This window comes from Companilactobacillus suantsaicola (assembly GCF_004745525.1).
Taxonomy (GTDB): domain Bacteria; phylum Bacillota; class Bacilli; order Lactobacillales; family Lactobacillaceae; genus Companilactobacillus; species Companilactobacillus suantsaicola.
In genome coordinates this window covers 1-23,942 of sequence record NZ_RKLY01000028.1, presented here as the reverse complement: position 1 = coordinate 23,942, position 23,942 = coordinate 1, and the positions used below count along the sequence as shown (strand labels likewise).

Genomic DNA, 23,942 nt, shown 5'->3' with positions numbered 1-23,942 from the left:
TATGGCAAGATCATTTTGGGACAACGATCCATTTAACGATAATATGGACGACATTTTCAGAAGTTTAATGAATCAACAAAATGGCAATTCACGGGCTAAATATTATGTGAACGGTCATGAGTTGACTCCAGAAGAATTAGCAAAATATCAAGAGGCAAGAACAATAGGACAAAATATTCCAATTACAGAAAATACTAAAGATAAAAAGGGTACTATTTTAGAAAAACTCGGTCGTAATTTGACTAAGGAAGCTCAAGACAACTTACTTGATCCGGTTATTGGTCGTGATAAAGAAATTCAAGAAACAGCCGAAGTTTTAAGTCGGAGAACCAAGAACAATCCAATATTAGTAGGTGACGCTGGTGTTGGTAAGACTGCGGTAGTCGAAGGTTTAGCTCAAGCAATCGTCAAAGGCGACGTACCTGAAGCCATCAAGGATAAACAAATTATTTCAATTGACCTTTCTTCACTTGAAGCCGGGACACAATATCGTGGTTCCTTTGAAGAAAATATTCAAAACTTGTTGAAAGAAGTTAAAAAAGCCGGTAACGTAATTCTCTTCTTTGATGAGATTCACCAAATCATTGGTGCCGGATCATCAGGTTCAGATTCTGGTAGTAAGGGTTTAGCTGATATTATCAAGCCAGCTTTGAGCCGTGGTGAAATTTCAATTATTGGTGCGACAACTCAAGATGAGTATCGTAATACCATTATGAAAGATGCCGCTTTAGCTAGAAGATTCAATGATGTAACCATCAATGAACCAAGCAAGGAAGCAACTTTGGCAATCTTGAAAGGGTTGCGTAAAGCATATGAAAATCATCACCATGTCAAATTACCAGACGATGTTTTAAAGGCTGCGGTGGATTATTCAGTTCAATACATTCCGCAAAGATCATTGCCGGACAAAGCAATTGACCTGATCGATATGACGGCTGCTCACTTGGCCGCAAAGAATCCGGTAACTGATAAAGTTAGTCTGGAAAAGGATTTGAAACAATCAGAAAAAGATAAGGAAGCCGCTGCTCAAAAAGAAGATTACGAAAAAGCAGCCACATTAAAGAAACACATTGAAGAAGTTCAAGCAAAACTCAACCATGGGGATGAAAATCCTGATGAACCGGTTGCTAAAATCAATGACATTGCTCAATCCGTTCAAAGATTGACTGGTGTACCAGTTTCCCAAATGGGTGCCAGTGATATCGAACGTCTCAAGACAATGGGACAGAGATTAAAGAGTAAGGTTATTGGTCAAAACGAAGCGGTCGATATGGTTGTTCGGGCTATTCGTCGTAATCGGGCTGGCTTTGATGACGGCAATCGCCCAATCGGTAGTTTCTTATTCGTCGGACCAACTGGTGTCGGTAAAACCGAACTAGTAAAACAATTAGCTAAAGACATGTTTGGCAGAAAAGATGCCATCGTTCGTTTGGATATGAGTGAGTATTCTGATCTAACAGCTGTATCCAAATTGATCGGTACTTCAGCTGGATATGTTGGTTATGAAGACAATGGGAATACTTTGACGGAAAAGGTTCGTCGTAATCCATATTCCATCGTTTTATTAGATGAAATTGAAAAAGCCAATCCACAAGTTCTAACTTTGCTTTTACAAGTAATGGATGATGGACGTTTGACTGATGGTCAAGGTAACGTTGTCGATTTCAAGAATACAATTATTATCGCTACATCTAATGCTGGTTTTGGCAACAAGGCTACTGAAGATGAAAAGCTGATGGACAAGTTAGCACCATACTTCAAACCTGAATTTCTCAATCGATTCAATGGCATCGTGGAATTCACTCATTTGTCAAAAGATGATTTAAATCAAATCGTTGACTTGATGTTAAATGACGTCAATACAAACTTAGCTAAGAAGCAAATCACTTTGAAAGTAACTCCTGAAGCTAAGGAATGGTTGATCGATGAAGGCTACGATGAAGCTATGGGTGCAAGACCATTACGTCGAGTTATCGAACAACAAATCAGAGATAAAGTTGCGGAATTTTATCTCGATCACTTAGATGTTAAGAATTTACAAGCTGATTTGGTTGATGGAACGATTAAAATTTCTGAAGCCAAATAAGAATAGAAATGACCGTTACAAAAATTGTAACGGTCATTTTTTTTGGTTTTAATTGAAACGAGTTACACAAGAGCAACTCCCTCCGAGATAACAAAATTTCAGGAATCACTCGCAAAGTGCGACGAGCAATTCCAGAAATTACGTTATCCTCCGGGAGCTGAGCGCTCTTGTTCCACTCTCTAATTGAATCGACGATCCATAACAAAGGCACGACCGTATTCAGCGGGTGTGACTTCTAAAAAGTTTAACGATTTATAGAAGTTTAACGTCTTTTCTTCAGGATCAGTAATCAGTACGGTTTGTCCAATGTTTTGGTAGCCCTTTAAAAATTTATTAACTAAGTTAGTGCCGATTTTTTGTCCCTGATAAGCTGGATCAACTAAAATATCCTGGATGTAAAGAATAGTCTTACTATCAGTAATTCCACGACATAGACCAATTAGCTTTTTACCACTGGTTGCCCAGAGTACAACAGAATTATTAAGAGCTTCAATTGTCGTTTGAGGCTGTTGTGTGTAGGCGAGCCAACCAACACTTTGGTATAGGTTTAGGATTTGTTTAGAGTCAATAAAATTTGGTTTTTGGAATGTGTAATCTATCATAATAATTCGTCCTTTTATTTAAAGTCTGGCATGATAGATTAATTACGACGTTTTGTCACTTCGGTCATCTTCTTTCACTTAATGTAAATTCAGCTTTTTAAGCCAGTTCTTAATATTGCTGTTGTCCAAGGTTCCTTGAGCTTGTACAGATCCATTGTCTAAGACAATAATTTGGTCAGCATTTTGAAAAAGCCGTTGATCAAATTGGTGAGTGACCGTAATCCAGCCAGATTTTAAATTGATCAAAATTTGGCTGATGTCGTGGGCAGTTTTCGGGTCTAATCCTGTCAGTGGCTCATCAAAAATATTAAACATCGTCTGTCTTAATAAAACTCGCCCGAGTACAATTCGCCGTTTTTCTCCGCCTGAGAAATTATTATTTTGAGAAATTAGATTATCAACCGATGCGTATTTTTCTAGTCCAACTATTTTAAGAACGTTAAGCAATTCTTGATTCGATATCTTATTTGAATATAACGATAGATTATCTTTTAGACTGTTAGAAAATAGATAACTATCTTGCTCTAATAGACTGAGATTTTGCACAATTTCAGATAAATTGTAACGATATAACGGTCGATTATTTATTAGAATTTCACCCTCAAAACTGGTCTGACTTACCGGAAGATTGATGAGAGTTGACTTGCCACTGCCGCTTTTTCCTACTAATAAATAGTGCTTGTCGGAATCAAAATTTAACTGAATATTTTTTAGGATTTCCTTTTGGCTAACAGCATATGAAACATTTTCGTAATTGAGTGATTTCAATTTGGCAAGTTTGAGTGATTGAGATTTCTCGGTAGAAGCCTTTGTTTGTTCAGTTATTTTTGTGGCGGCCTCTTTACCACCGATAACGTCACCGATTAATCCGGAAGCAGATTGAATTGGTTGAGAAATGAAAATCATCAATTGAGAAAAGGCTACTAATTGTCCTAAGGTAATCGATTTTTGAAGGACGAAGTAAATACCTACTACCCATGTTCCCAGGTACAAGAAGTCATCTAACAACTGGCTAACGCCACCGATTTGTTTACGGGTCAATTGATCTTTATTCTGACTTTTTAAAAGTTTTTGATTTTGTTGCTGAAAAATGTGCGTTAATTTTGTTTGGAGGTTAAAGAGTTGAATTGTTCTCAAACCGTTAGTGAAATCTTGCAAGTAGTTAGTGTATTTTTTAGAAACTGCGATTAAATGGTGCTTATTGTCTTTTAGATTCTTCTGTTTGTAAAAAGGTAAGAGGAGTCCTGGCAAACATAGCAGGATAATAAGAAAACTTAATAGTGGTTTGATCATCAGTGATAGTGAGATGGCAATAATGAATTGACAAACTTGTTTATAGCAATTGATGCTTCCTTGTAAATAATCGGATCTCAAGATGTCAGTTGTTGCGGTAAAGTCATTGTAATAATCAGTTGTAATTTTTTTAACATCATGACCAATCCCAGTTTTTTGTAAGAACATCGCTGACAGTAATTTGTTTTTAGTGATACTTAGTATTTCGTTTAAGGTTGTTTGTTCCAAGTAAGCGGACAAAAAATAAATTAGTGCGTCAACCAAGATGTAGATCAGCACGAGTAAAACCAAATTCAAATAGGATAAGGAACTTTTTCCAGTGGCTGTATCAGTGATCAGTTGCAATAAGTATGATACGGAGATTTCGACAGCTGATGCTACAGGGATTAGGAATAATAATAGAAGGGATTTGGACTTCGTCAGCTTGAAAAAGTGGAATAACAAATGGCTTCGCCTCTTTTAAATTATAAACATTTTAATTTGATTATACATTTAATAATTATTTTTAAAAGCGAATTCGTTAATTACTCAGAAGTTTCTTTGTGCTTGCTGTAGTAACTTTGGATAAATTTCTTCTGTTTGAAAATCAGTTGAATTAAGAATATACAGGCGGTGATTAAAGCCAGATTTGCGATAATTTGGAAATAATAACTGTCACTGATAACAGAGCCCTTTAACAATTTTAAAATTAATTCAAAATCGAAGAAGATAGCTATCACGCAAAGTAGGTTAGTGAAAGGTATGAAATTTGATCCAAAGAGATGATAGATCTTTTCCTCCAAGTCGAAATGTAAGTCACATAGATCAGCCATGTTTTCGATTTTTAATTTTTTGGAATCATCGCCAAATAAGAATGAAAATTTAGTATTTTGATTACGCATTGATAAATATATCTGGAATAAGAAGCTCAGAATCAGTAGTAGGCTAGTCGTAATGAACAGCAATTTAATTGTTGTCAGCATAATTGTCTCCAATGATTTATTTCTTTATCAATTATGCCGAAAGTAATTGTAAAGTGATACCGATTTTTACGAAAGAACGTTCCCAAAGATATTTAATTTTCAAATAGAGAATTTCTAAAGTCCGTTTAATTACTATTAAAATATTTTTTTATGTAAATAATGTTCGTGTGAGTCTACTTTTGAGAAAAATGGCTAATAATTCAGATAAAATGGTCTTGAATTGCTTAATTTTACTATTTGATAAAAATATTTATGTACATATACGAACTATTTTGAAAATTTTTATATAAATGTTTCTATTTCTCTTGAAAAATGCTTCATCTTTTGCAATACTAGATGAGTTCCAAAGAGATTATTTGGTAAGGGGCGTTTATATTGGATTCATTAAATAATCGAGGAAATTTGAGCTTTTTTGAGCGCTTATTTCATCTCGAAGAAGCACAAACGAATGTTAAACGAGAATTATTAGCCGGTTTAACAACTTTCGTTTCGATGGCTTATATTTTATTCGTCAATCCTCAAGTTTTGGGAGACTCAGGGATGGACAAAGGAGCTTTATTTTCAGCTACAGCACTGACAGCGGTAGTTGGTTCAGTTTTGATGGGAATCTTGGCCAACTATCCGATTGCGATTGCACCAGGATTAGGTGACAATGCTTTCTTCAGTTATTCAGTTGTTATTGCAATGGGAATTCCTTGGCAAACAGCTATGGCCGGAGTCTTTATGGCCAGTTTGATTTTCTTAGTTGTTTCATTACTTAAACTCAGAGAAATTGTTATTAATGCAATTCCAAAAGACCTGAAATTGGCAGTGGCATCAGGATTGGGAATCTTTATTGCCTTTGTTGGTTTACAAGGTGGGGGCTTGATTACTTCAAGCAAATCATCATTAGTTGCGATTGGTTCATTTACTAATCCAACAACACTTTTAACGATTGTAGGCTTGTTAGTTACCGCTATTTTAATGGCACGTAAAATTCCTGGGGCAATTTTCATCGGGATGGTTTTCACAACGATTGCGGGACTAGTAACCAAGTTGATTCCAGCACCAGCTCATATTGTTTCGGCGATTCCAAGCTTGAAACCTACTTTTGGCGTTGGTGTCGCACATTTAGGTGACATTAAGCAACCACAACTTTGGGCAGTAGTAATTATTTTCTTATTAGTTGCTTTCTTTGATACTGCTGGTACATTGATCGGTTTAGCCGAACAAGTTGATGTGATGCAAGATGAGAACGGTAAGATGCCACGTATTGGTCACGCTTTGATGGCTGACTCAATTTCAATGGTTAGTGGGGCTGTGTTTGGAACGACTCCTCCTACTGCTTACGTTGAGTCATCTGCCGGTATTGCTGTGGGTGGTAGAACTGGTTTAACATCCGTGACAGTTGGTGTTTTATTTGCACTATCAATGTTTTTCTCACCATTGTTAACTGTCGTTACAAGTAACGTAACGGCTCCTGTACTAATCATCGTTGGTACACTAATGGCTCAATCGATGCGGGGAATTCAATGGGATAGGTTTGAAATTGCGCTACCAGCATTCTTGACCATCGTTGGTATGCCACTAACTTATAATATTTCCTACGGTATCGCTTTTGGATTCTTAGTTTATCCAATTACAATGCTTGCCGCCGGAAAGAGAAAAGAGATCAATCCAATTATGTACGGATTGTTCGTCGTCTTCGTTATTCTGCTATATATTATTAACATTTTGCCAAAAGCTAGTTTGGCATAAAAAAATCCAAGTGTCTGTTTTCGCAGATACTTGGATTTTTTTTGATTATTTAAATAATGAAATAGCAAAATTTGGTTCATAAACTGATGAGTTAGCAAGTTCTTGTTGTAAGAAACTATCCTTTGAAATTGAACCACCTAAAGGAATCCATTCATTGTTAGAAACTTGGGCGAAGTAGTAACCTGCGCTGTTTTGAACCGCAGCGGATAGTTTCCAAGAAGTTCCAGCTGGTAATGATCTAGTCATTGAATTAGTAGCGGTGTTATACAATTGAGTATTCTGTGTCAAAGTAATAGTTGCAGCACCTTTACCAAAGAGAGAAGTATTTTTATCTTCAGTGGCTAGAATCCATTCGTTAGTAGCAACTTGGTAGAAATCATGTCCGTTGATAGCTTTTTCTTGAGAAACTTTCCAAGCAGATCCGGCAGGTAAGGTACGGCCCGTGTTGACACCTTGACTGTTGTAGATTGCTGAGTTGGTTCTTAAAGTGATGGTTTTTAAAACAGTCGTTGGAGCAGTAGTAGTTGTTGTAGAACTTTCAGTGACAAAGTCTAATCCTTTGATCCACTCATTAGTAGCGACACGGTAATAAGGATAGGAGTTAATAATCTTTGTTTGATCAACATGCCAAGCAGATCCAGCTGGGAGCGTAATTCCCAGACTTACACCATTAGCATTAACGACTGGTGCAGCCGTACTGCCGACAGTCTTAGTTTCATTGACGTTTGAGATTTCTTGGCTGACAGGATTAAGCAGTTTACCATTTTGCGTGATATCCATAGCTGTAGCGTTGATGTATTGATTTGTTGCGACTTGATAATATGGATTGCCGTTGATTAAGATTCTTTGGCCTAATTTCCAAGAAGTGTAATTGCCAAAGACAGCATTAGGAATGAGATTTCCCTTGGCATCAACGGCCATTGCTCCACCGTGTCTAATTGTTCCAATTAATTGTGAGGTCTGAGTAGTTGGCTGTCCACCGCTGATACTCAAAGCTGTGGCGTTGACATATTGGTTAGTAGCGACTTGGTAATAAGTATTACCATTAATTGAAATTTCAGGTCCTAATTTCCAAGAAGTGTAGTTATCTAAGATAGCTCCAGGTACGAAATTGCCATTGGCATCGACCGCTTGAGTACCACCGCGTTTAACGGTTCCAATCAGTTGTGTTGTGGCAGCTTGGACTGGTTGATTTATTGATAAATTATTGAGCACGCTCGGTGCCATTAAAATTGCTAAAGTAGAAGCTAAAACGATTTTTTTCTTGTTCATTTTTCAAATCCCCTATTTTTTCGTTCACTTTAAAGATAGTTCATTAATGGATAATCGCTTTAAAGGTTTTGATTTATTAAGAAAAATTTAAAGAACATTACCATTGCTATTGTGCTTATTTTGTTATACTGTATTAGTGTACTAATACAGATGGGAGGTAAAATGATGCACTTTGTCGACAACATACCGATTTATTTACAAATAAAAGACATTTTAAATCGAAGAATTATTAGCAATGAATATGAATTAGGATCTCAATTGCCCTCTGTACGCCAGTTAGCGGTTCAGTTTTCTGCAAATTCTAATACCGTTCAAAAAGCACTTAAAGAAATGACCGATGAACATATTATTACGCCACGACGTGGTAAGGGAAACTTCATCACATCAGATGAGGAGATTATTGCCGAAATGAAAGAACACATCGTTACCGAAATGTTTGATACGACCTATGAAAAATTACGTTCATTAAATATGAATGATCAAGAAATTGTGGCTAGCTTCAATAGCTACGTTAAGAAAAGGGATGAAAAGAATGAGTAAGTTACTCGAGATAAAGGACCTTAATTATAAGAAAAATAATAAAGTCATCCTATCAGATGTCAATTTATCACTAGATAAAGGAAAAATTGTTGGTCTATTGGGTGAGAATGGGGCCGGTAAGACAACTTTGATACGCTTGATTGTTGGAGTCAATGCTATCAAAGAAGGCGTTATAACGGTTGATGGTGCAGTGAAAAAAGTTGACATTAAACAAAATGTCAGCATGACCGATCACTTAGCTGGATTTCCACGGGGAACAAAATTGAGTGATATCGAAAAATTCTACCAAAACGTTTATCCTGATTTTTCAACTAAGAAGTTTAGCGAGATTTCAAATTATTTAGGGTTAGACATGACTAAGAGAATTGCTGGTCTTTCAACAGGAACCTTGGGTAAATTAGTTATCGCCTTAACTCTTTCCCGAGAAACGAAATTGTATTTGTTAGATGAACCGTTGAGTGGTATCGACAGTATGACCCGGAAGAAAATTATCAGCAGTATCATTCGTTGGAAGAGCGATGATTCAACGATTTTAATCAGTGACCACTATGTGACGGAGATTGCTAGTCTGCTCGACGATGTTGTGATTATTAAAGATCAGACTATTTATGAAGTTAGTTCAGTTGAAGATATCCAAGAGAAATATCATCTGGGAATCGAAGATTACTACGAAAAAGTTTACGAAGGGGGTCTGCCAAATGAGTAATTTAATGGGATTAAGTAAGAACTTATTCATGGAAAAATTTAAACTGATGAATCTGACGTTGGGAATTGATGTTTTGGCCGTAATCGTTTCAGCCATCATGTACTGGGTCAGCGGCGGATTTCATTTTGAGATGAAGTATTTGCTTGATTTATTTCTAATTAGCATGTCAATCATGAATCTGGTCAGTTTCATTTTATTAGCTAATAAAAATGAACACATTTTTACTAGTAACAATTACCGTCTGTTGCCAATTACTGACACAAAATTGTATTTTAGCAATTTACTAACAACCTTCTTAGCCTTTGTATATTTACAAGTGGTTAGTCAAATTATTTCAGGAATTCTTTATTGGATCAGTGGTGCGGATATTGGTGATGTACGACTGGATGAAATACCACATTTAGTAGGCTTCGTGGCTTCATTAGCGTTACTATTAATCATCATCACTTTGATGCTGTATAGCGCTATAACGGTGATCCATTTCTTAACTAACTGGATCAAAGGAGTTTTGCCGTTCAAATCACAAAAATGGTTCAATTTCATTCTTTATCTAGTCGTGATTTGGATTGCCTTGGCCATCTTTAATGGTCTAACAGTCAATATTTTCCGTGGTCTCAATTACTACGATTTGTTCAATGCTTCAAGCATGGAGCGACTAAATCAAGTACTGTTGATTTCTTCAGGAATATTCTTTGTTTGGATCGTAATTTTTTCATTATTCAATATTTATTTATTAAAGCGCTGGGTAGAAACAATTCGCTAAAAAAAACAAATGGGATGGTTCAACATGAGTAATGTCTTGAACGTAAGTAAGTCTTTACTTAGTACTAAATTTAAACGCATCAATCAAGTTTTATTAATGACAATCGTTGGAATTTTGAGCGTGATGGTCGTCAGCATATTTAAGCAAGGCCAAAGTTTACAAGGATTCATAGTGCTGATAGGTATTGTCGCGTATATTTTCGGACTAATTGTTTTAGTTAAAGAAAATGAGACAGTAATCGTATCTAATCAGTATCGACTAATTCCAATCACCACTAAGCGGCTGTATTTGAGTAATTTGATTACGACCATTGTGATCTATTTTTATTTCAGTTTAGCGCAGTCGATCATCTTACTAGCCTCGCTATATTATTACATGACTAAGTATAGTTTTAGACACGTCATTATTGATGATAATACCCACGTGGTGTTGTTAATACAGAATCTTATTTTAATCATTTTGAGTGTTTTAGTAGTTTTTGTCGTAAGTACTTTGATTCATTTGGGATTGCAAGCCTTCGACAACTTTTTTGCAATTAAAAACCAAAAAGTTATGACCGGAGTTTTTAATCTATTAATGACGATTTTTACAATTGGAATGTCGTACTTATTGGCAATTCAAATGGCTCAAGTGGGAATTAATCGTTATCTTAACGTTACAAGTGATAACTTTTTAAGAACCTGTTTACTGGAAATTTCCGGTATTGTAATTGTGTTACTTATTAATCTTCATTTACTAGAGAATCAAGTAGAAACGGAGAAATAACAAGTATAAAGAAGGGATTGTATGGATTTCAACCGTGAGTTTTATAAAGTAAAAATCTTTTGGCTAGGGCTTTTAGGAATCAGTTTTTTACGAGTATTTCCATGGCAGAATGTTTGTACAACCAAGGGAATAATCTTCCTAATTATCATCGTTGTGGGAATTGTTCTTGTTTTAAAATCGCTGTTCAATTTTACAAGATATTTTTCTTGAGTTTAATTGTATTGGATTCCGTCTTCCGCACAATCCCTGTGATGGACTGGAACGCGGCCGGCACTATTTTGAGCTTTTTCAAGCCCGGAAAAATCTCAAAACTAGGCCTTATTCTAAGCAATAAATTGCTAAGATTAATATGGCGGCTGAGCCATCACAGGGATTGTGCTCCAGACTAAATAGAGGGTTTTATTTAAATCTAAAAAATAAATAAAGAAGCTGGACTAATGCTACTTGCATTAATACAGCTTCTTTTTAAGTTTGATGATATTTTTTTTCATTAATATCAGAAGATGGACAAAATGGTTCTGCTAAGAAAGAATCATCAAACGGCACAATTAGTAAACCTAAAAAAGATTAGTCTTTGTATTTAGCTAGTGTGAAGACTACTTTATCTTTGTTATGCAATTTCTTTTTATCTGCGGAAACATTAACTTGTTTTTTGTTAACGGTGAATGTCCAATAGATCTTCTTTTTGTTGTTTTGCTTGTGACCATCGATTGCTGAAATGAAACCACCTTTGTCGGTAACTTTCCAACCCTTTTTCAAACCTTTAGTTACGGTTGAACCTTTTTTCAACTTGATAGTCTTTTTGGCAATTTTCTTTTTGTTCTTTTTTAGAACGTAAGTCACTTTGATAGTTTTCGTTGACTTAGCTTGAACTGTGGTAGTAGTTGCAGGGGCAAATACTCCTAGTAACATGATGAATGACAATAAAAATGCTGTGAATTTTTTCATAACTTCCTCCTCGTTTATACAACGATTTCAATTATAGCAAAAATTAAATGGATTGAATCAAATAGATTTTTTTCGTTTATACGTTAAAATAGGAATATTGATAATAAAGGTGGTGATTAAAATGAATTCGTTGGCTTTGAATTTTTTTAAGCGGACTAATAGCGTTACGGTCTTCATTTATTTACTTGCGGTCATTTTAATCGCCTTGTTATTTAAGCAGATTTTTTTGTCGGTTGCGACGTTGATTGCTTTGTTGTTAATGTCGATTTTAGTTCGTCGGGAAAAGTTTTTCACTTATATAAAGTTTTCTTGCGTAATCTTTATAGTCACGGTCATTTTTAATTTAATTTTGAATCAACGTGGTAATAACGTCTTATGGTCGACATCCTTTTTGAAGATTACAACTGAATCTGTTAACAATGGGATAACTTTTGGTTTGTCGTTTGTTAATTTATTATGGGCCTTTTATTTGTATGATGCCTTGATTCGAGTAAAAACGGTTTTCGAATTATTGGCGAGTGTCTTCAAAAGTATTGCAATTATTTTTATACTGACAATTCAATTCATTCCGAAAATCGTCAATATCTTTTCAGAAACTAAAGCAATTCAGAAGTTTCGAACTCAAAAAAAGGCTACTGGAATTAAATCTTCAATGGATTTGACAGAAAATGTTTTGAATAAAGCGATTGCTAATTTTATGAACGTTTCCGATACCTTGATTTTAAGAGGTTTTCATAGTTGTCAAAAACGATTAGGGAAGGTCGAATTCAAACAGATCGATTGGCAAATTATAACGATCATTGGTTTGATTTTAGTTTCTGATGGAATTCTTTTTCAGACAGGAAATATCAAATTTATTGCATTAACGAATATTTTCTTAATTTTATTACCAATTTTAACAGGAGGAATCAATCGATTATGGTGGAAATTTTACGGTTCGAAGACTACAGTTTCCGATACAACAACAGTCAAAAATTATCGCTAGATAAGATTGATCTTTCAGTTAAAAAAGGCGATTTTATTGTCTTGATCGGTCAAACTGGGAGTGGAAAAAGTACCCTTTTAAAGCAGCTCTTGCAGGATTTAGTTGTTGGCTCCGTTGTTAGTGGGCGCTTAGTGACTGATTTGAAGCTAGACAATCATAATTTTGCTTATGTTTCTCAATTTGTCGATAATCAAATGATTATGGAAACTCCTCGTGACGAGTTGAAGTTTGTTTTGGACAATCAAGGCCTTGATGAAAATCAGAGTCAGATGCGAATTACGGAAATCGCTAGTTACTTAGGGATAGTTGGTTTGTTGGATCTTGATGAGAAACATTTGTCAGGTGGTCAAAAACAGTTGATCAATTTAGCCAGTGCTTTGATTTTGAAACCACAAGTATTGTTATTAGATGAGCCAACCTCGCAACTTGATCCGATTGCCTCAGAAAAATTGATGCAGATGATCAAAAAGATAAACGATGAATTAAATATCACGGTTTTATTAGTTGAACATGAAATAGATCATGCCATTGGAATAGCAAATCGACTATTGGTTATGGATTCAGGTCGCCTAATACTGGATGAATTTGTGCGTGACGGCTTGCAAAAAATTTACACGTTGCCAAAGTTTAAAAATTATCTGACCCAAGTTGACCGTTTAGCAATGGAACTAAATTTGTCCACTGATTTACCATTGAGTAATAAAAAAATTGGGCAACTCGTTAGTCAAAATATGGATTTGGTGCTTAGAACAAATGTCCCATCACGCACTGGTGGTGAGGTGATCTTGCAGGCTAAGAAAATTAGTTTTCGGTTTGATTTCAACGGTCGGCAGATTATCGATAATGTCAATTTGAATCTAAAATCTGGCCAATCCTTTTGTGTCGTAGGTCCAAATGGGATGGGGAAGACTACTCTCTTAAAAATATTGACGCAACAGTTAAAACAACAAGCTGGTCAATTAAAATTCGCCGGTAAAAAAATTAAGGACGATTTTTATCAAAAAGTTTTCGTCTTGCCACAAAATCCGGCCATTTTATTCATGAAGGAAACCGTCTCTGAAGAACTGACTTATCAAATTGAGCATTATCAATCTAAGATGTCTTTGGCTGAAGTGCTACAAAAATTTTCATTAACTGGTTTAGAGCAGACCAGTCCATACGACCTCAGTGGTGGTCAACAAGAATTTTTAGCCTTAGCCCTGGGATTTATCAAACAACCGCAACTGTTATTTCTCGATGAACCGACTAAAGGCCTAGATCCAAACAAGCGTATCGAATTGGGACAAATGTTAAATGAGTATCAAAAAAATGGCGGAACGATTTTTGTTAATAGTCACGATTTGCTATTTGCCGCTGAATATTTTGATTTTGTCGCAATGATGTTTGATGGCAAACTCAGTCAATTCATGACACCACGGACCTTTTTTAAAGATAAATTCTTTTACACAACTGAAATCAATAGGGCTTTGCGAGATTCATTCCCGGAAGCCTTAACTTGGGAGGATGTTTTAAAACGTGAATCATAAATCTATTTCTTTATTAATTTTATCGGTTTTAATTTTGATACTGATGGGAACTTTTTCCAGTCAAAATTATTTACTATTTTCATTTGTCTTTTTAGTCTTAACCTTAGGCGTCTATTTCTGGAAGTTTGAAAAGTCAGCTCATACTTCAAGAGAAATCGTCTTTATAGCAATTATTTGTGCGTTAGCGGTAGTTGGTCGAATAATATTTTCAGCGATTCCTTCGGTTAAACCAGAGTTATTCATTTTGATTTTAGGAGCTATCGTCAGCGGTCCAGAAACTGGCTTTTTAATGGGGACTATCATTGCGTTGACTTCTAACATGTATTTCGGACAAGGCGCCTGGACTCCTTGGCAGATGTTTGCTTTGGGAGTAATCGGTTTAATCTCGGGATTGATGAGTAATCACCAACCTAAAACTTGGCAATTAGTTATTTGGGGCTTTTTAACCGGTTTTATCATGGGTTGGATCATGGATGTCTATTACATCATCGGTTTTGTCAATCCGATCACAGTTAAGAGTATCTTGACCTCAATTGCGGCTAGTTTCTATTTCGATTTTGTCCATGCTATCTTTACTGGTGTGTTAGTGTTGCTGGTTGGGCAGCGTTGGATTAAATTGTTTGGCAGTTATAAAAATAAATATGATTTGTTTAAAGAATAGTTGTGGTTCTTTTTGAAGAGTAGTGGTAAAGTGCCGTCTTCCGTAACAGCTCTGGGAAACGCTGGAACGCTCTGGGCACAACTTGGAGCCAATTCCAAAAGCGGGAATTGTCTTCAAGATTGGCCTTCCACTAGGCGCTGAAAGCGCCAAGAGGAATTTCAGGGCTGAGCATTTCCCAGAGCTGTTACTCCAGACTAAATTCCATTTTTTTGCGGTTATTTCCGTGAATTCTGACATGTATACAAATCTATTCAGAACAATCAATGAACTGTTTTATAGTCTGTATACGTTATAACGCTTAATTATTTTAATTAATATAAGGTAAAAAATAGAGGATATTACTAATACTGCAACATTCTGCAATATAGTAATATCCTCTTTCTTTGTTCAGTAGTTCTTAATTTGACGTACGAGGCACAATAGCCTATTAAAATACAAGTTCTAGCTCAGAATAGAATTAGTGTTCCTAAATGAACGGTACGCAAATACAAAATCGGCTTTGCTATGGAGGACGGCACGCTTCATCAACACCCCAAAGAGATCAAACTCTATTTAGTTCTCATAGTAGCGAGCTTTTTCCATTTCCCAGTACTTTTTGTCATTGTCGTTGATTTCTCGTAAAACGTGGCAAGGATTGCCGACTGCTACGACGTTATCGGGGATGTCTTTAGTTACAACTGAACCTGATCCGATGACGACATTGTTGCCGATTTTAACGTTGGGATTGATAACGACGTTTCCACCGACCCAAACATTATCACCAATTTCGATTGGTTTACCGTATTCTAAATACTCATTTCTAATTGCCGCATCGATTGGATGACCGGCGGTATAAAGTCCGACACGTGGTCCGAACATTACGTTATCGCCGATTTTGACGTTAGCAATGTCTAAAATGATACATTCGTAGTTTGAATAAAAGTTTTCACCCACTTCAGTATTACAGCCATAGTCGGTATAGAATGGCGGAGTGATCGAAGGCAAATTCTTGCCGGTCTTTTTGAATAGTTCTTTTAAGATTTCCTTGCGGCGCTTGCCTTGTTCTTCAGTCGTTTGATTGTATTCACGGAGCAATTTTTTAGCTTTTAAAAAATCTTTTTTTAGTTCGGGATCGTTAGCGACGTATAAATCTCCGGCCAACATTTTTTCTTTTTGTGAACGCATATTTATTCCTCTTTATAAAATTGATAGTTCAAGAATAACAATTTTTCTTTAAAAAAATACCCATTTTTAAAAGCAAATGGGTACAAAATTTATTATCTGAAAACTGGTTTACTGTTACGATATTTGATATCTTCAACACCATCTAAAACGTTGCTGTAACGGGCTGCAGCAAAGAAATAATCGGATAGGCGATTGATGAATTTCAGGACATAATCGTTGATGGGTTCTTCTTGCATCAAGGCGACGATTAACCGTTCTGCTCGACGAGTAACGGTTCTTGCCAAATGTAAGTTGGAAGCTGTTTTGGACCCGCCGGGGAGGATAAAGACTTGAGTTGCTGGGACTTTACTAGTGTATTCGTCGATTTTTTTCTCGAGCCAGTCGACAGCTTTTTTATCTTCGGTGAAGATGAAGTCATGTTTCTTGTCAGTTGGTGAGACGGCTAAATCGGTTCCACAATCGAATAATAATTGTTGAATCTCAGTTAATTCTTCGGTTAAAACTTTATTTTCATCGGACAAATTAGCTATCACGACTCCGACTAGAGAGTTTAGTTCATCAATTGTTCCGTAGGATTCGATGCGGGGTGCTGACTTGTATAATACGTCATTTCCAATGATTCTGGTCTTACCTTTGTCACCAGTTCTAGTATAAATTCTCATGTTGTTGCTCCTTTTAGTAATATTTTCACAATTGCTAACCATGGCAATCTCTTCTGCTTGTATGTATAATCAAATACTGTAAGCGTGAACATTGTCAATTTGGAGGAAAGCTTATGAATGATAGTTTAACACTACAATTAATCGGGGAGTTCATCGGTACGATGATTTTGATTTTATTAGGTGACGGCGTTGTGGCAGCTGTCAGTCTAAAGAAATCAAAAGCTGAAGGCGCTGGTTGGATTGCAATTGCTTTAGGATGGGGGTTAGCGGTCACTTTAGGTGTTTACTGCTCAGCCTTTTTAAGTCCAGCACATTTGAATCCAGCAGTCACTTTGGGTATGGCCATTGCCGGTGTGTTTAATTGGAGTTATGTAGTTCCATATATTATCGCCCAAACTTTGGGCGCAATCGTTGGTGCAATTTTAGTTTGGATCAATTACTTGCCACATTGGAAGGAAACTGAAGATTCTAACGCTATTTTAGGAGTTTTCGCTACTGGACCAGCAATTAGAAATTATCCAATGAACTTTATCAGTGAATTCATTGGAACTTTCGTGTTAGTCTTTGCATTATTAGCCTTTACTAGAGGTGAATTTACCCAAGGTTTAAATCCAATCGTCGTTGGTCTTTTGATTACAGCGATAGGTTTTTCACTCGGTGGGACAACTGGTTATGCCATCAATCCGGCTCGAGATCTCGGACCAAGAATCGCTCATCAAATCTTACCAATTGCTAACAAGGGTGATTCGGATTGGGCATACAGCTGGGTACCAATTCTTGGACCAATGGCTGGTGGTGCAGTTGGGGCTTTTGTCTATTTATTAATTCCATAGTATCTTGTGAATAAAAAATCCAAAATTCATTGCGAATTTTGGATTTTTTTTATATGTTGAAAATTTCTTCAAGATGGTGCAAAACACCTTGCTGGTTATTATCAACAGTTTTATAAGGAGCGGTTTTTAAAACAATTGGACTAGCATTGTCCATCGCCACACCGTGACCTACAAAACTTAACATTTCCAGGTCGTTGCCGCCATCCCCAAAGGCACACATTTCTTCAGGTTTAATATTGAGTTTTTCACCTAAATAATTCAAACCGGTGGCTTTATTGATGTCAGTCTGAATAATATCAATGTCGCCATGACCACTAGTAACAATCGATACTTCGTCGCCAATGCCATTCTGTAGTAGCTGCATGTACTTTTCAGTTTCCGTAACTGGACAGTTGACCGAGAACTTTAAAATTTTGTCGTCGATTTCTTCAGTACTGGAAACTTTTTTAGTTCTTGGGAAATAGAAACTAGTCGTTTCAAAAAATCTCTGTGGAGCTGATTCTAAGACGTAAGCCGATTTTTGACCACAGACGACGTATTGGATATTGGAAGTTTCAGCCAATACTTTTAGAATCCTAGTAACTAAGTCATCTGGGAAATGCCAAGCTTGAAAAATTTCCGAATGGCTCGCCACAAAAGCTCCGTTTTCAGCAACGAAAAGTGTCTTAGGATAGTCTTTGAAGAAATTCTTCAGCTGATAATACTGGTTTCCACTAGCAGAGACAAAATAGATTCCGTTGTCAGTCATATATTGTGAAATCTGTTTGAATCTTTCGTTATCAAAATGCTTTGTATCGTCTAAAAAAGTTGCGTCCATGTCAGTGGCTACTAATTTTATCGTCATACTGAGTCCTCGCTATACATAATTTTTTCGGTATTGAAAAGGAGTTGTGCCTTTCCAATTTTTGAAGTTACGAACAAAGGATTTTGTGCTGGAAAAGCCGCATTCAATAGCAATACAGTCGATATTGCGATCCGTGTTGAGCAGCTTTTTTTGTGCCATCAGCAATCTTACGGTAGTGATGTACTTGTTGATTGGCATTTGAACAGCTTGATGAAACTGTAAATTTAAAGTTGTTACGGAAGTATTGAGCCGTTTAGCTAAAATCGTGCCATTTAAATTTTCCGCGTAGTTGGTGTTGATGGTACTCAAAGCCTTGTCGATCAGACTCTCGTTGACCAGAGTATCCGAAGTGATCTGTCGGGAAAAGTTTTTCAAAAATAGAGCGATCAAAATGTATAAATGCCCTGTTAGATTCAGATTATCACTATCAGTCTTTGGTTCTTGCAACAATTGAATCATGATCCGCAGTTGTTTTTCAATTTCTTGATAGGGGATGAGCTGGCTTAGTTGCGCAGGACGCCCATGCAGTGAAAAGTGAATTTGGTCGATATTAGGATAGATTTGTTTGAGAAAATCATAGTCGATCAAAAGACAAAACTCGAAGACATTTTTGACACTCTCAAATTGCGCTTCATGGATATCACGCGAATTGATCAACCAAATGTCGCCTTTATGATAGGTGAAAGTTGCATTGTTATCCCGTATCTTTAAAACATTATCAGACACTAAAAAGCCTAATTCTAGACTTTGGTGCCAGTGAGGCGGGACGTGTTTAATATCTTTGCCATCGTGAAAATAATATTTGAAGGGTAGTTTGGGAGTTGTTTGAACGATTTCGTATTTAATCGTCAAAGACTAATTTGTCCAATGCTTTAGCAATTCCGTCATTGTCATTAGTGTCAGTGACGTAGTTTGCGTGCTCTTTAGCGAGATCAGAACCATTACCCATGCAGACGGCGTGACCGACATAATCAAACATAGGCAAGTCATTTTGTTCATCACCAAAGGCCATGACTTGTTCTGGTTTCAAACCTAGAATTTCGGTTAATTTTTCTAATCCGCTACCCTTATTAGCTGTTGAGTTCATGATTTCGATGAAGTTGGCACCTGCACGGACGACATAATATTCGTTAGAGAATTCTGTCTTTAGAGGTGCTTCAAATTGATCTAATTCAGGCTTTTCACCGACAACAGCGACTTTAGTAATTTCAAAATCATCCGCAAAATCTTCTGGTGTTCTGACGTAAATACCGGCTTGGTTTTCCCAGGCCTGAATGACCGCAAAGCGATTAATATCTTTATCGGCAGTGTAAACACGGCTTTGATCATCTAAAAAGTAATAAGGCATTTTATGATCAGTCACGTATTTTACAATTCTTTTAAAACCAGTATTATTGATAGCTTTTTTAGCCAAAACCTTACCAGAAACGGTTTCGACCAAAGCACCGTTATAAGTGATCACGTATTGATCATCACCAGTGATTTCAAGTTCTTTTAAGTAAGGACTTACTCCAGCTAAAGGACGACCTGAACAGAGAACTACTTTAATTCCTTGGTCTAAGGCTTTATCTAGTGCTAATTTAGTCGATGGGGCAATCTTACTTTCGGAAGTTAATAAAGTATCATCAATATCTAATGCAATTAATTTAATATCCATTTCCAACCTCTTTTTAAACTTAGTTAATTAAGATAAGGATATTGTACCAAATAGGTAAAGCGTTTTCAATTAGAACTTAAAATTTCAAAGTAATCATTTTTCCCAATTGTGGCTAATCCTAGTAAATAATCCTGCTGAAAATTTCGATTGAAATCTAGTCGGTAATTTTGATGTAATGGCAGATTACGGTGCAAGGTCTGGATGATCTGGGTGATTTGAAAAGCGCTGAAATTTAATTCGTCGATGTAAACAGTCACGAGATTAGGATTTAGAAAAGCAATAATATTTTGTAAATGATCGGTGATCTGTTGTTGAATTTCTGAATTTTGGTTGATTGAACTATAAACAATTTCCCCGGCTAAGCCGTCGGCTCCGGTAATTAATTGGTTGTTGATGACAATCCCGACTCCAGGACCGAAATCTTTTGGAAAATAAATCCCAACCGCCGAGTTTTGATTTTGCTTTAATTGTGTGGCAGAACCTAAAGTAGCAGCGTTGACGTCATTGATAATGATTGAGTCAACCTCGGTACTTATTTTAAGAGCCTTAGATAAATTAATACCCTCTAGGATGGAAACATCACTTAGTTGCATGATGTCCTCCATTTCATCCCCAGAAACGCCAACGATTAATTTGTAAGGCTTATTTGATTGTGTTTGTTCTTTAATGAAATTCAAAATTTCAGAGATTGAATCGATTTTTTTTCTTAGAGTCGCTTTTTGTAGCGTTTCACCCGACAAATCAGTTAAAGAGTAGTCGACAATAATTTCAGAATTAACTTGTGAGATTTGAATTAGACCGAGATTGACATTTTTATAATTGATTTGATAAATCTTAGCCCGGCGACCACGAGTATTAATAAAATTGAGATCAATTAAATTATTCTGAGATAAAACATCTATTAATTTATTGATACTGACAACACTCAAATTAGTCATTTCTGATAATTGTTTTGCAGAGAGAGCTCCGTTTGTGTCGAGTAGTTGTAAAACAGTCAAAAGGTTTCTCTGACGGCGTGAAAACTGGTTCTCTAGTGTCAAGGCGACACCTCCTTTTTATAATTATATTGAGTAAACCTAAACTTGGTCAACTTTAGAATAATAATTCAGATTCAATAAAAATATTTATTATATTTTAGTTTATAGGATGTTTAAACAAGAAGTATAATAATCGTAGTATAAATAAAGGATGGCTCGATTATGATAAATAACGATTATAATATTGAATTAAGTCGACTTAACCAAATTGAATCAGTAGATATTCCTCATTTAAAAAATGTTTCGATGATTGTTAAGGACCGTGTCGATTCACATTCATATGACCCAATCGTTTGGGATCATTTGAAGAATTTAAGTGATGAGCCACATTTATCAAACGATTTATTGGAATTAAGAAGTGGAACGAAACCAGCTGATGTTCCCAATATTCCTTATTTGAATATTCAAATTGATATTGAATCCAGTAACAAATTAGGTAGAAATGTTCGATATTTAAGAATTTATCGCAACAATGATGATATTTCAACGCAAAAAGCAGTCGTCTATATTCACGGTGGTGCCTATTACGGTGGCAGTGCAGAAGATACTTTGCCATTTTTGAAATTATTAGCTACTAAATTTAATGGAATCATTTACAGTGTTGATTACGGCCTAGCTCCAGAAAAACCTTATCCTGCTGGAATTGAAGATTGTTTGTCAGTAGTGATGGATGTAGTCAAGAAACATTCCCAAATCTCTTTAGCAGGGGATTCTGCTGGTGCGGCCATGGCTTTAGGTGTCAGTCAGATGTGTCACAATATGGGTATCTGTGAAATTTATAAACATGTTTTATATTATCCGACCGTTGTTCATGGCTCAGATTACGAAGGTGCACTGTGGAACGATCACTTGATTCCAATTAATCCAGAACAAAAACAAGTTTTGCATAATAATTATACTCAGTTTAAACAATTAGATCAGATTATGACTAAATATTATCTGGCGGGTCAAAATTTTGACTTGGAAGCACCAATTTTATCACCAATGTACGCTGATCCATTAACCTTTAAGAAAGTCTTAGTCATGACCGGAGAATTTGATCCGTTCCGTTTACAAGATGAAGCTTTCGTTCAAAAAGTAGGTATGGCGGGATGCTTGGCCAAGTATATTCGTTATGGTGGTTTAGCTCATGCATTCTTGAATTATACGGGACGCATTCCAGCAGTGGAAGATTCGATTCAAGAATTTGCGGACTTTTTAAATTAATATTTAAACACGAAGACCCCTCTATCACGATTGGTTAAATCCAATTGGAATAGAAGGGCCTTTTTATTTGCTTACTCTTGGGCTGTTTCATCTAACATGTTTTGCATGTTCTTTAATTTCTTAATTTCAAAATTCCAAGTACTTACTAGCACTAAGACTGAACCTGTCCAAGCTAGTGGGTTGGCCATAGCAGCTCCGTAAAAACCGAAGAAGCGAATCAAAACTAAACCAGCAAAAACTCTCATCAGTAATTCGGCTACACCCGCAATAGTAGGGGCTTTTTGATTGCCCAAACCTTGCAGAGTATATCTGACGATAAAGAGAATCGATAAAATGAAATAAGTTGAACCATTGAAATAGTAGTAAATTTGAATCAAGTTCAAAACGGCGGTTTCACTGCCATTCATGAATAAGTGTGAAATTGAACGTCCAAATAAGATCAAAAAGACACCGATGATCAAACTGGACAAGACTGAAACTAAGATTCCGTCTTTAACACCTTTAAGAATTCGATTGTACTTTCGTGCTCCCATATTTTGGGCGGTAAAGTTAACCAATGCTAGGCCAAAACTAAAGGCTGGTAAAGTGGCGATTTGTTCAACTCTTCCGGCAACCGTATAAGCAGCAACCGCATTGGCACCTAAAGTATTCAACATGAACTGCAAGATGATTGAACCAATAGCGATGATTGAAGATTGAAATCCCATTGGTAAACTAATTTTTAACAGTTCTTTGATTTCTTCCATATCAATTCGAAAATCGCTTTTGGATAAAATTAAGTATGGAATGTGCTTACGAATATAGAAGTAGAGAATTACAAAGGTGATCGTTTGGGCAACAACTGTCGCCAAACCAGCACCGGCAACTCCCATCTTTAAATATAGAATGAAGACTAGTTCCAATAAAATATTGAGAACTGTACTTACAATTAGGAAAAACAAAGGAACTCGAGAATCTCCTAGAGCTCGCATAGTATTTCCCAGAAAATCAAAACCTACAAAAGAAAAAATTCCTGCAAAAATTATTTCCAAAAAGATAAATGAATCATGCAACAATACTTTTGGTGTTTGCATGACAACTAGAAGTGGATAAGCGACTAGTAAAGCTAAAGCTGTAAATACAACAATAATGAACAACGAAATAATTATTCCAGATGCGAAACTTTTTCTAACGCCATCTTCATCATTAGCTCCATATTTTCTAGCAGTCAAAATGGTTAAACCACTAGTCATACCTTGAGCAAAACCAATTACTAATCCTGTTAACCCCCCAGTTGCACCAACACTTGCTAAAGCATTGACGCTGATAGTTTTTCCAACAATTAAGGTATCGATAAAGCTGTAAAATTGTTGGAAAAAGTTACCTAATAGTAAAGGAATAGTATACAGAAAAATTACTTTTATAGGTCTGCCATTTGTCAGATCTATCATAGTATTTTTATCCCCTTTATAAAGATTAAGAATATTCTATCATTATTATTTTCGTTAGTAAGGGAACTGAGTAAAATTCAGTTATTTTTTTGGTGACTTGTCACTAGAAGGCGAGTAGTATGCCATCTTTCAGGGCAAATGAGGCTTCCGTAGAACTTAGAAATGAAGTTCATTTGTAAGCAGTAAATAACCGACCGTATTGATTTTCTGATTTCTTTCAGAACGCAAAAACACCCGACTTTCTTTCCAGAAAGTCGAGTGCT

General features: G+C 36.1%; 23 protein-coding genes. 11 read left to right on the top strand and 12 right to left on the bottom strand.

Going from position 1 to position 23,942, the window contains the following annotated elements; genetic code table 11:
• The first annotated feature begins 1 nt into the window (after nucleotide 1).
• Nucleotides 2–2,086: an ATP-dependent Clp protease ATP-binding subunit gene (locus tag EGT49_RS09830; protein ID WP_135373866.1), complete on the top strand. Its 2,085-nt coding sequence runs from the start codon at nucleotides 2–4 to the stop codon at nucleotides 2,084–2,086.
• A 179-nt stretch (nucleotides 2,087–2,265) separates the two neighbouring features.
• Here the strand turns inward: EGT49_RS09830 and EGT49_RS09825 are convergent, their stop codons facing one another.
• From EGT49_RS09825 to EGT49_RS09815, 3 genes are all read right to left on the bottom strand, one after another.
• On the bottom strand, nucleotides 2,266–2,688 hold the full coding sequence (locus tag EGT49_RS09825) for a GNAT family N-acetyltransferase (protein ID WP_135373864.1): 423 nt from the start codon (nucleotides 2,686–2,688) through the stop codon (nucleotides 2,266–2,268).
• 78 nt (nucleotides 2,689–2,766) lie between these two features.
• Nucleotides 2,767–4,425 carry an ATP-binding cassette domain-containing protein gene (locus EGT49_RS09820; protein WP_135373862.1) on the bottom strand — a complete coding sequence of 553 codons (1,659 nt, stop codon included), beginning with the start codon at nucleotides 4,423–4,425 and terminating at the stop codon, nucleotides 2,767–2,769.
• Nucleotides 4,426–4,505: 80 nt separating this feature from the next.
• Nucleotides 4,506–4,943, bottom strand: coding sequence for a hypothetical protein (locus EGT49_RS09815; RefSeq protein WP_135373860.1), 438 nt, complete (start codon nucleotides 4,941–4,943; stop codon nucleotides 4,506–4,508).
• Between the two features lie 372 nt (nucleotides 4,944–5,315).
• Between EGT49_RS09815 and EGT49_RS09810 the strand changes: the two genes are divergently transcribed.
• Entirely contained in the window at nucleotides 5,316–6,680 is a 1,365-nt protein-coding gene (locus tag EGT49_RS09810) for an NCS2 family permease (RefSeq protein WP_425456272.1), read from the top strand.
• Nucleotides 6,681–6,725: 45 nt separating this feature from the next.
• On the opposite strand, the gene EGT49_RS09805 is transcribed toward EGT49_RS09810, so the two are convergent.
• Complete coding sequence (locus EGT49_RS09805; RefSeq protein WP_135373856.1) at nucleotides 6,726–7,952, bottom strand: SLAP domain-containing protein; 1,227 nt, start codon at nucleotides 7,950–7,952, stop codon at nucleotides 6,726–6,728.
• Between the two features lie 162 nt (nucleotides 7,953–8,114).
• Here EGT49_RS09805 and EGT49_RS09800 point away from each other — a divergent pair, with 162 nt between their 5' ends.
• The 4 genes from EGT49_RS09800 to EGT49_RS09785 are packed head-to-tail and all read left to right on the top strand — an operon-like array spanning nucleotide 8,115 to nucleotide 10,726.
• Entirely contained in the window at nucleotides 8,115–8,492 is a 378-nt protein-coding gene (locus tag EGT49_RS09800; protein ID WP_246013833.1) for a GntR family transcriptional regulator, read from the top strand.
• Nucleotides 8,485–9,198, top strand: a complete 714-nt coding sequence (locus tag EGT49_RS09795; RefSeq protein WP_135373854.1) for an ATP-binding cassette domain-containing protein — start codon at nucleotides 8,485–8,487, stop codon at nucleotides 9,196–9,198. The genes EGT49_RS09800 and EGT49_RS09795 overlap by 8 nt, the downstream gene beginning before the upstream one ends.
• Entirely contained in the window at nucleotides 9,191–9,961 is a 771-nt protein-coding gene (locus EGT49_RS09790) for a hypothetical protein (protein WP_135373852.1), read from the top strand. The genes EGT49_RS09795 and EGT49_RS09790 overlap by 8 nt, the downstream gene beginning before the upstream one ends.
• 24 nt (nucleotides 9,962–9,985) lie before the next feature.
• The gene (locus tag EGT49_RS09785; RefSeq protein WP_135373850.1) at nucleotides 9,986–10,726 is read left to right on the top strand and encodes a hypothetical protein; all 741 of its coding nucleotides are present in this window, start codon (nucleotides 9,986–9,988) and stop codon (nucleotides 10,724–10,726) included.
• A 567-nt stretch (nucleotides 10,727–11,293) separates the two neighbouring features.
• On the opposite strand, the gene EGT49_RS09780 is transcribed toward EGT49_RS09785, so the two are convergent.
• Entirely contained in the window at nucleotides 11,294–11,674 is a 381-nt protein-coding gene (locus EGT49_RS09780) for a DUF4430 domain-containing protein (RefSeq protein ID WP_135373848.1), read from the bottom strand.
• Between the two features lie 121 nt (nucleotides 11,675–11,795).
• Between EGT49_RS09780 and EGT49_RS09775 the strand changes: the two genes are divergently transcribed.
• Genes EGT49_RS09775 through EGT49_RS09765 form a run of 3 tightly spaced genes read left to right on the top strand, consistent with a single transcriptional unit; the run spans nucleotide 11,796 to nucleotide 14,846 of the window.
• Nucleotides 11,796–12,659, top strand: a complete 864-nt coding sequence (locus tag EGT49_RS09775; protein ID WP_135373846.1) for an energy-coupling factor transporter transmembrane component T — start codon at nucleotides 11,796–11,798, stop codon at nucleotides 12,657–12,659.
• Entirely contained in the window at nucleotides 12,593–14,185 is a 1,593-nt protein-coding gene (locus EGT49_RS09770) for an ABC transporter ATP-binding protein (RefSeq protein ID WP_135373844.1), read from the top strand. Before EGT49_RS09775 ends, EGT49_RS09770 begins: the two co-directional genes overlap by 67 nt.
• Nucleotides 14,175–14,846: an ECF transporter S component gene (locus EGT49_RS09765; protein WP_246013832.1), complete on the top strand. Its 672-nt coding sequence runs from the start codon at nucleotides 14,175–14,177 to the stop codon at nucleotides 14,844–14,846. The genes EGT49_RS09770 and EGT49_RS09765 overlap by 11 nt, the downstream gene beginning before the upstream one ends.
• Before the next feature lie 552 nt (nucleotides 14,847–15,398).
• On the opposite strand, the gene EGT49_RS09760 is transcribed toward EGT49_RS09765, so the two are convergent.
• Nucleotides 15,399–16,010: a sugar O-acetyltransferase gene (locus EGT49_RS09760; RefSeq protein WP_135373842.1), complete on the bottom strand. Its 612-nt coding sequence runs from the start codon at nucleotides 16,008–16,010 to the stop codon at nucleotides 15,399–15,401.
• A gap of 92 nt (nucleotides 16,011–16,102) precedes the next feature.
• Nucleotides 16,103–16,672, bottom strand: a complete 570-nt coding sequence (locus EGT49_RS09755) for a cob(I)yrinic acid a,c-diamide adenosyltransferase (RefSeq protein ID WP_135373840.1) — start codon at nucleotides 16,670–16,672, stop codon at nucleotides 16,103–16,105.
• 113 nt (nucleotides 16,673–16,785) lie between these two features.
• Between EGT49_RS09755 and EGT49_RS09750 the strand changes: the two genes are divergently transcribed.
• Nucleotides 16,786–17,505 (top strand): MIP/aquaporin family protein, encoded by a 720-nt coding sequence (locus EGT49_RS09750; RefSeq protein WP_135373838.1) that lies wholly within the window; start codon nucleotides 16,786–16,788, stop codon nucleotides 17,503–17,505.
• A 49-nt stretch (nucleotides 17,506–17,554) separates the two neighbouring features.
• Here EGT49_RS09750 and EGT49_RS09745 read toward each other — a convergent pair whose 3' ends face one another.
• The 4 genes from EGT49_RS09745 to EGT49_RS09730 all read right to left on the bottom strand — a co-directional run bounded on the left by EGT49_RS09745 (nucleotide 17,555) and on the right by EGT49_RS09730 (nucleotide 21,046).
• A complete protein-coding gene (locus tag EGT49_RS09745; protein ID WP_135373835.1) occupies nucleotides 17,555–18,349 on the bottom strand; it encodes a Cof-type HAD-IIB family hydrolase in 795 nt (264 codons plus the stop codon).
• A 12-nt stretch (nucleotides 18,350–18,361) separates the two neighbouring features.
• Complete coding sequence (locus EGT49_RS09740; protein WP_135373833.1) at nucleotides 18,362–19,201, bottom strand: helix-turn-helix transcriptional regulator; 840 nt, start codon at nucleotides 19,199–19,201, stop codon at nucleotides 18,362–18,364.
• Nucleotides 19,191–20,006: a Cof-type HAD-IIB family hydrolase gene (locus EGT49_RS09735; RefSeq protein WP_135373831.1), complete on the bottom strand. Its 816-nt coding sequence runs from the start codon at nucleotides 20,004–20,006 to the stop codon at nucleotides 19,191–19,193. Before EGT49_RS09735 ends, EGT49_RS09740 begins: the two co-directional genes overlap by 11 nt.
• Before the next feature lie 65 nt (nucleotides 20,007–20,071).
• On the bottom strand, nucleotides 20,072–21,046 hold the full coding sequence (locus EGT49_RS09730; protein ID WP_135373829.1) for an ROK family protein: 975 nt from the start codon (nucleotides 21,044–21,046) through the stop codon (nucleotides 20,072–20,074).
• A 159-nt stretch (nucleotides 21,047–21,205) separates the two neighbouring features.
• Here EGT49_RS09730 and EGT49_RS09725 point away from each other — a divergent pair, with 159 nt between their 5' ends.
• Nucleotides 21,206–22,249: an alpha/beta hydrolase fold domain-containing protein gene (locus EGT49_RS09725; protein WP_135373827.1), complete on the top strand. Its 1,044-nt coding sequence runs from the start codon at nucleotides 21,206–21,208 to the stop codon at nucleotides 22,247–22,249.
• Nucleotides 22,250–22,320: 71 nt separating this feature from the next.
• Here the strand turns inward: EGT49_RS09725 and EGT49_RS09720 are convergent, their stop codons facing one another.
• Complete coding sequence (locus EGT49_RS09720) at nucleotides 22,321–23,679, bottom strand: MATE family efflux transporter (protein WP_135373825.1); 1,359 nt, start codon at nucleotides 23,677–23,679, stop codon at nucleotides 22,321–22,323.
• Between the last annotated feature and the right edge of the window lie 263 nt (nucleotides 23,680–23,942).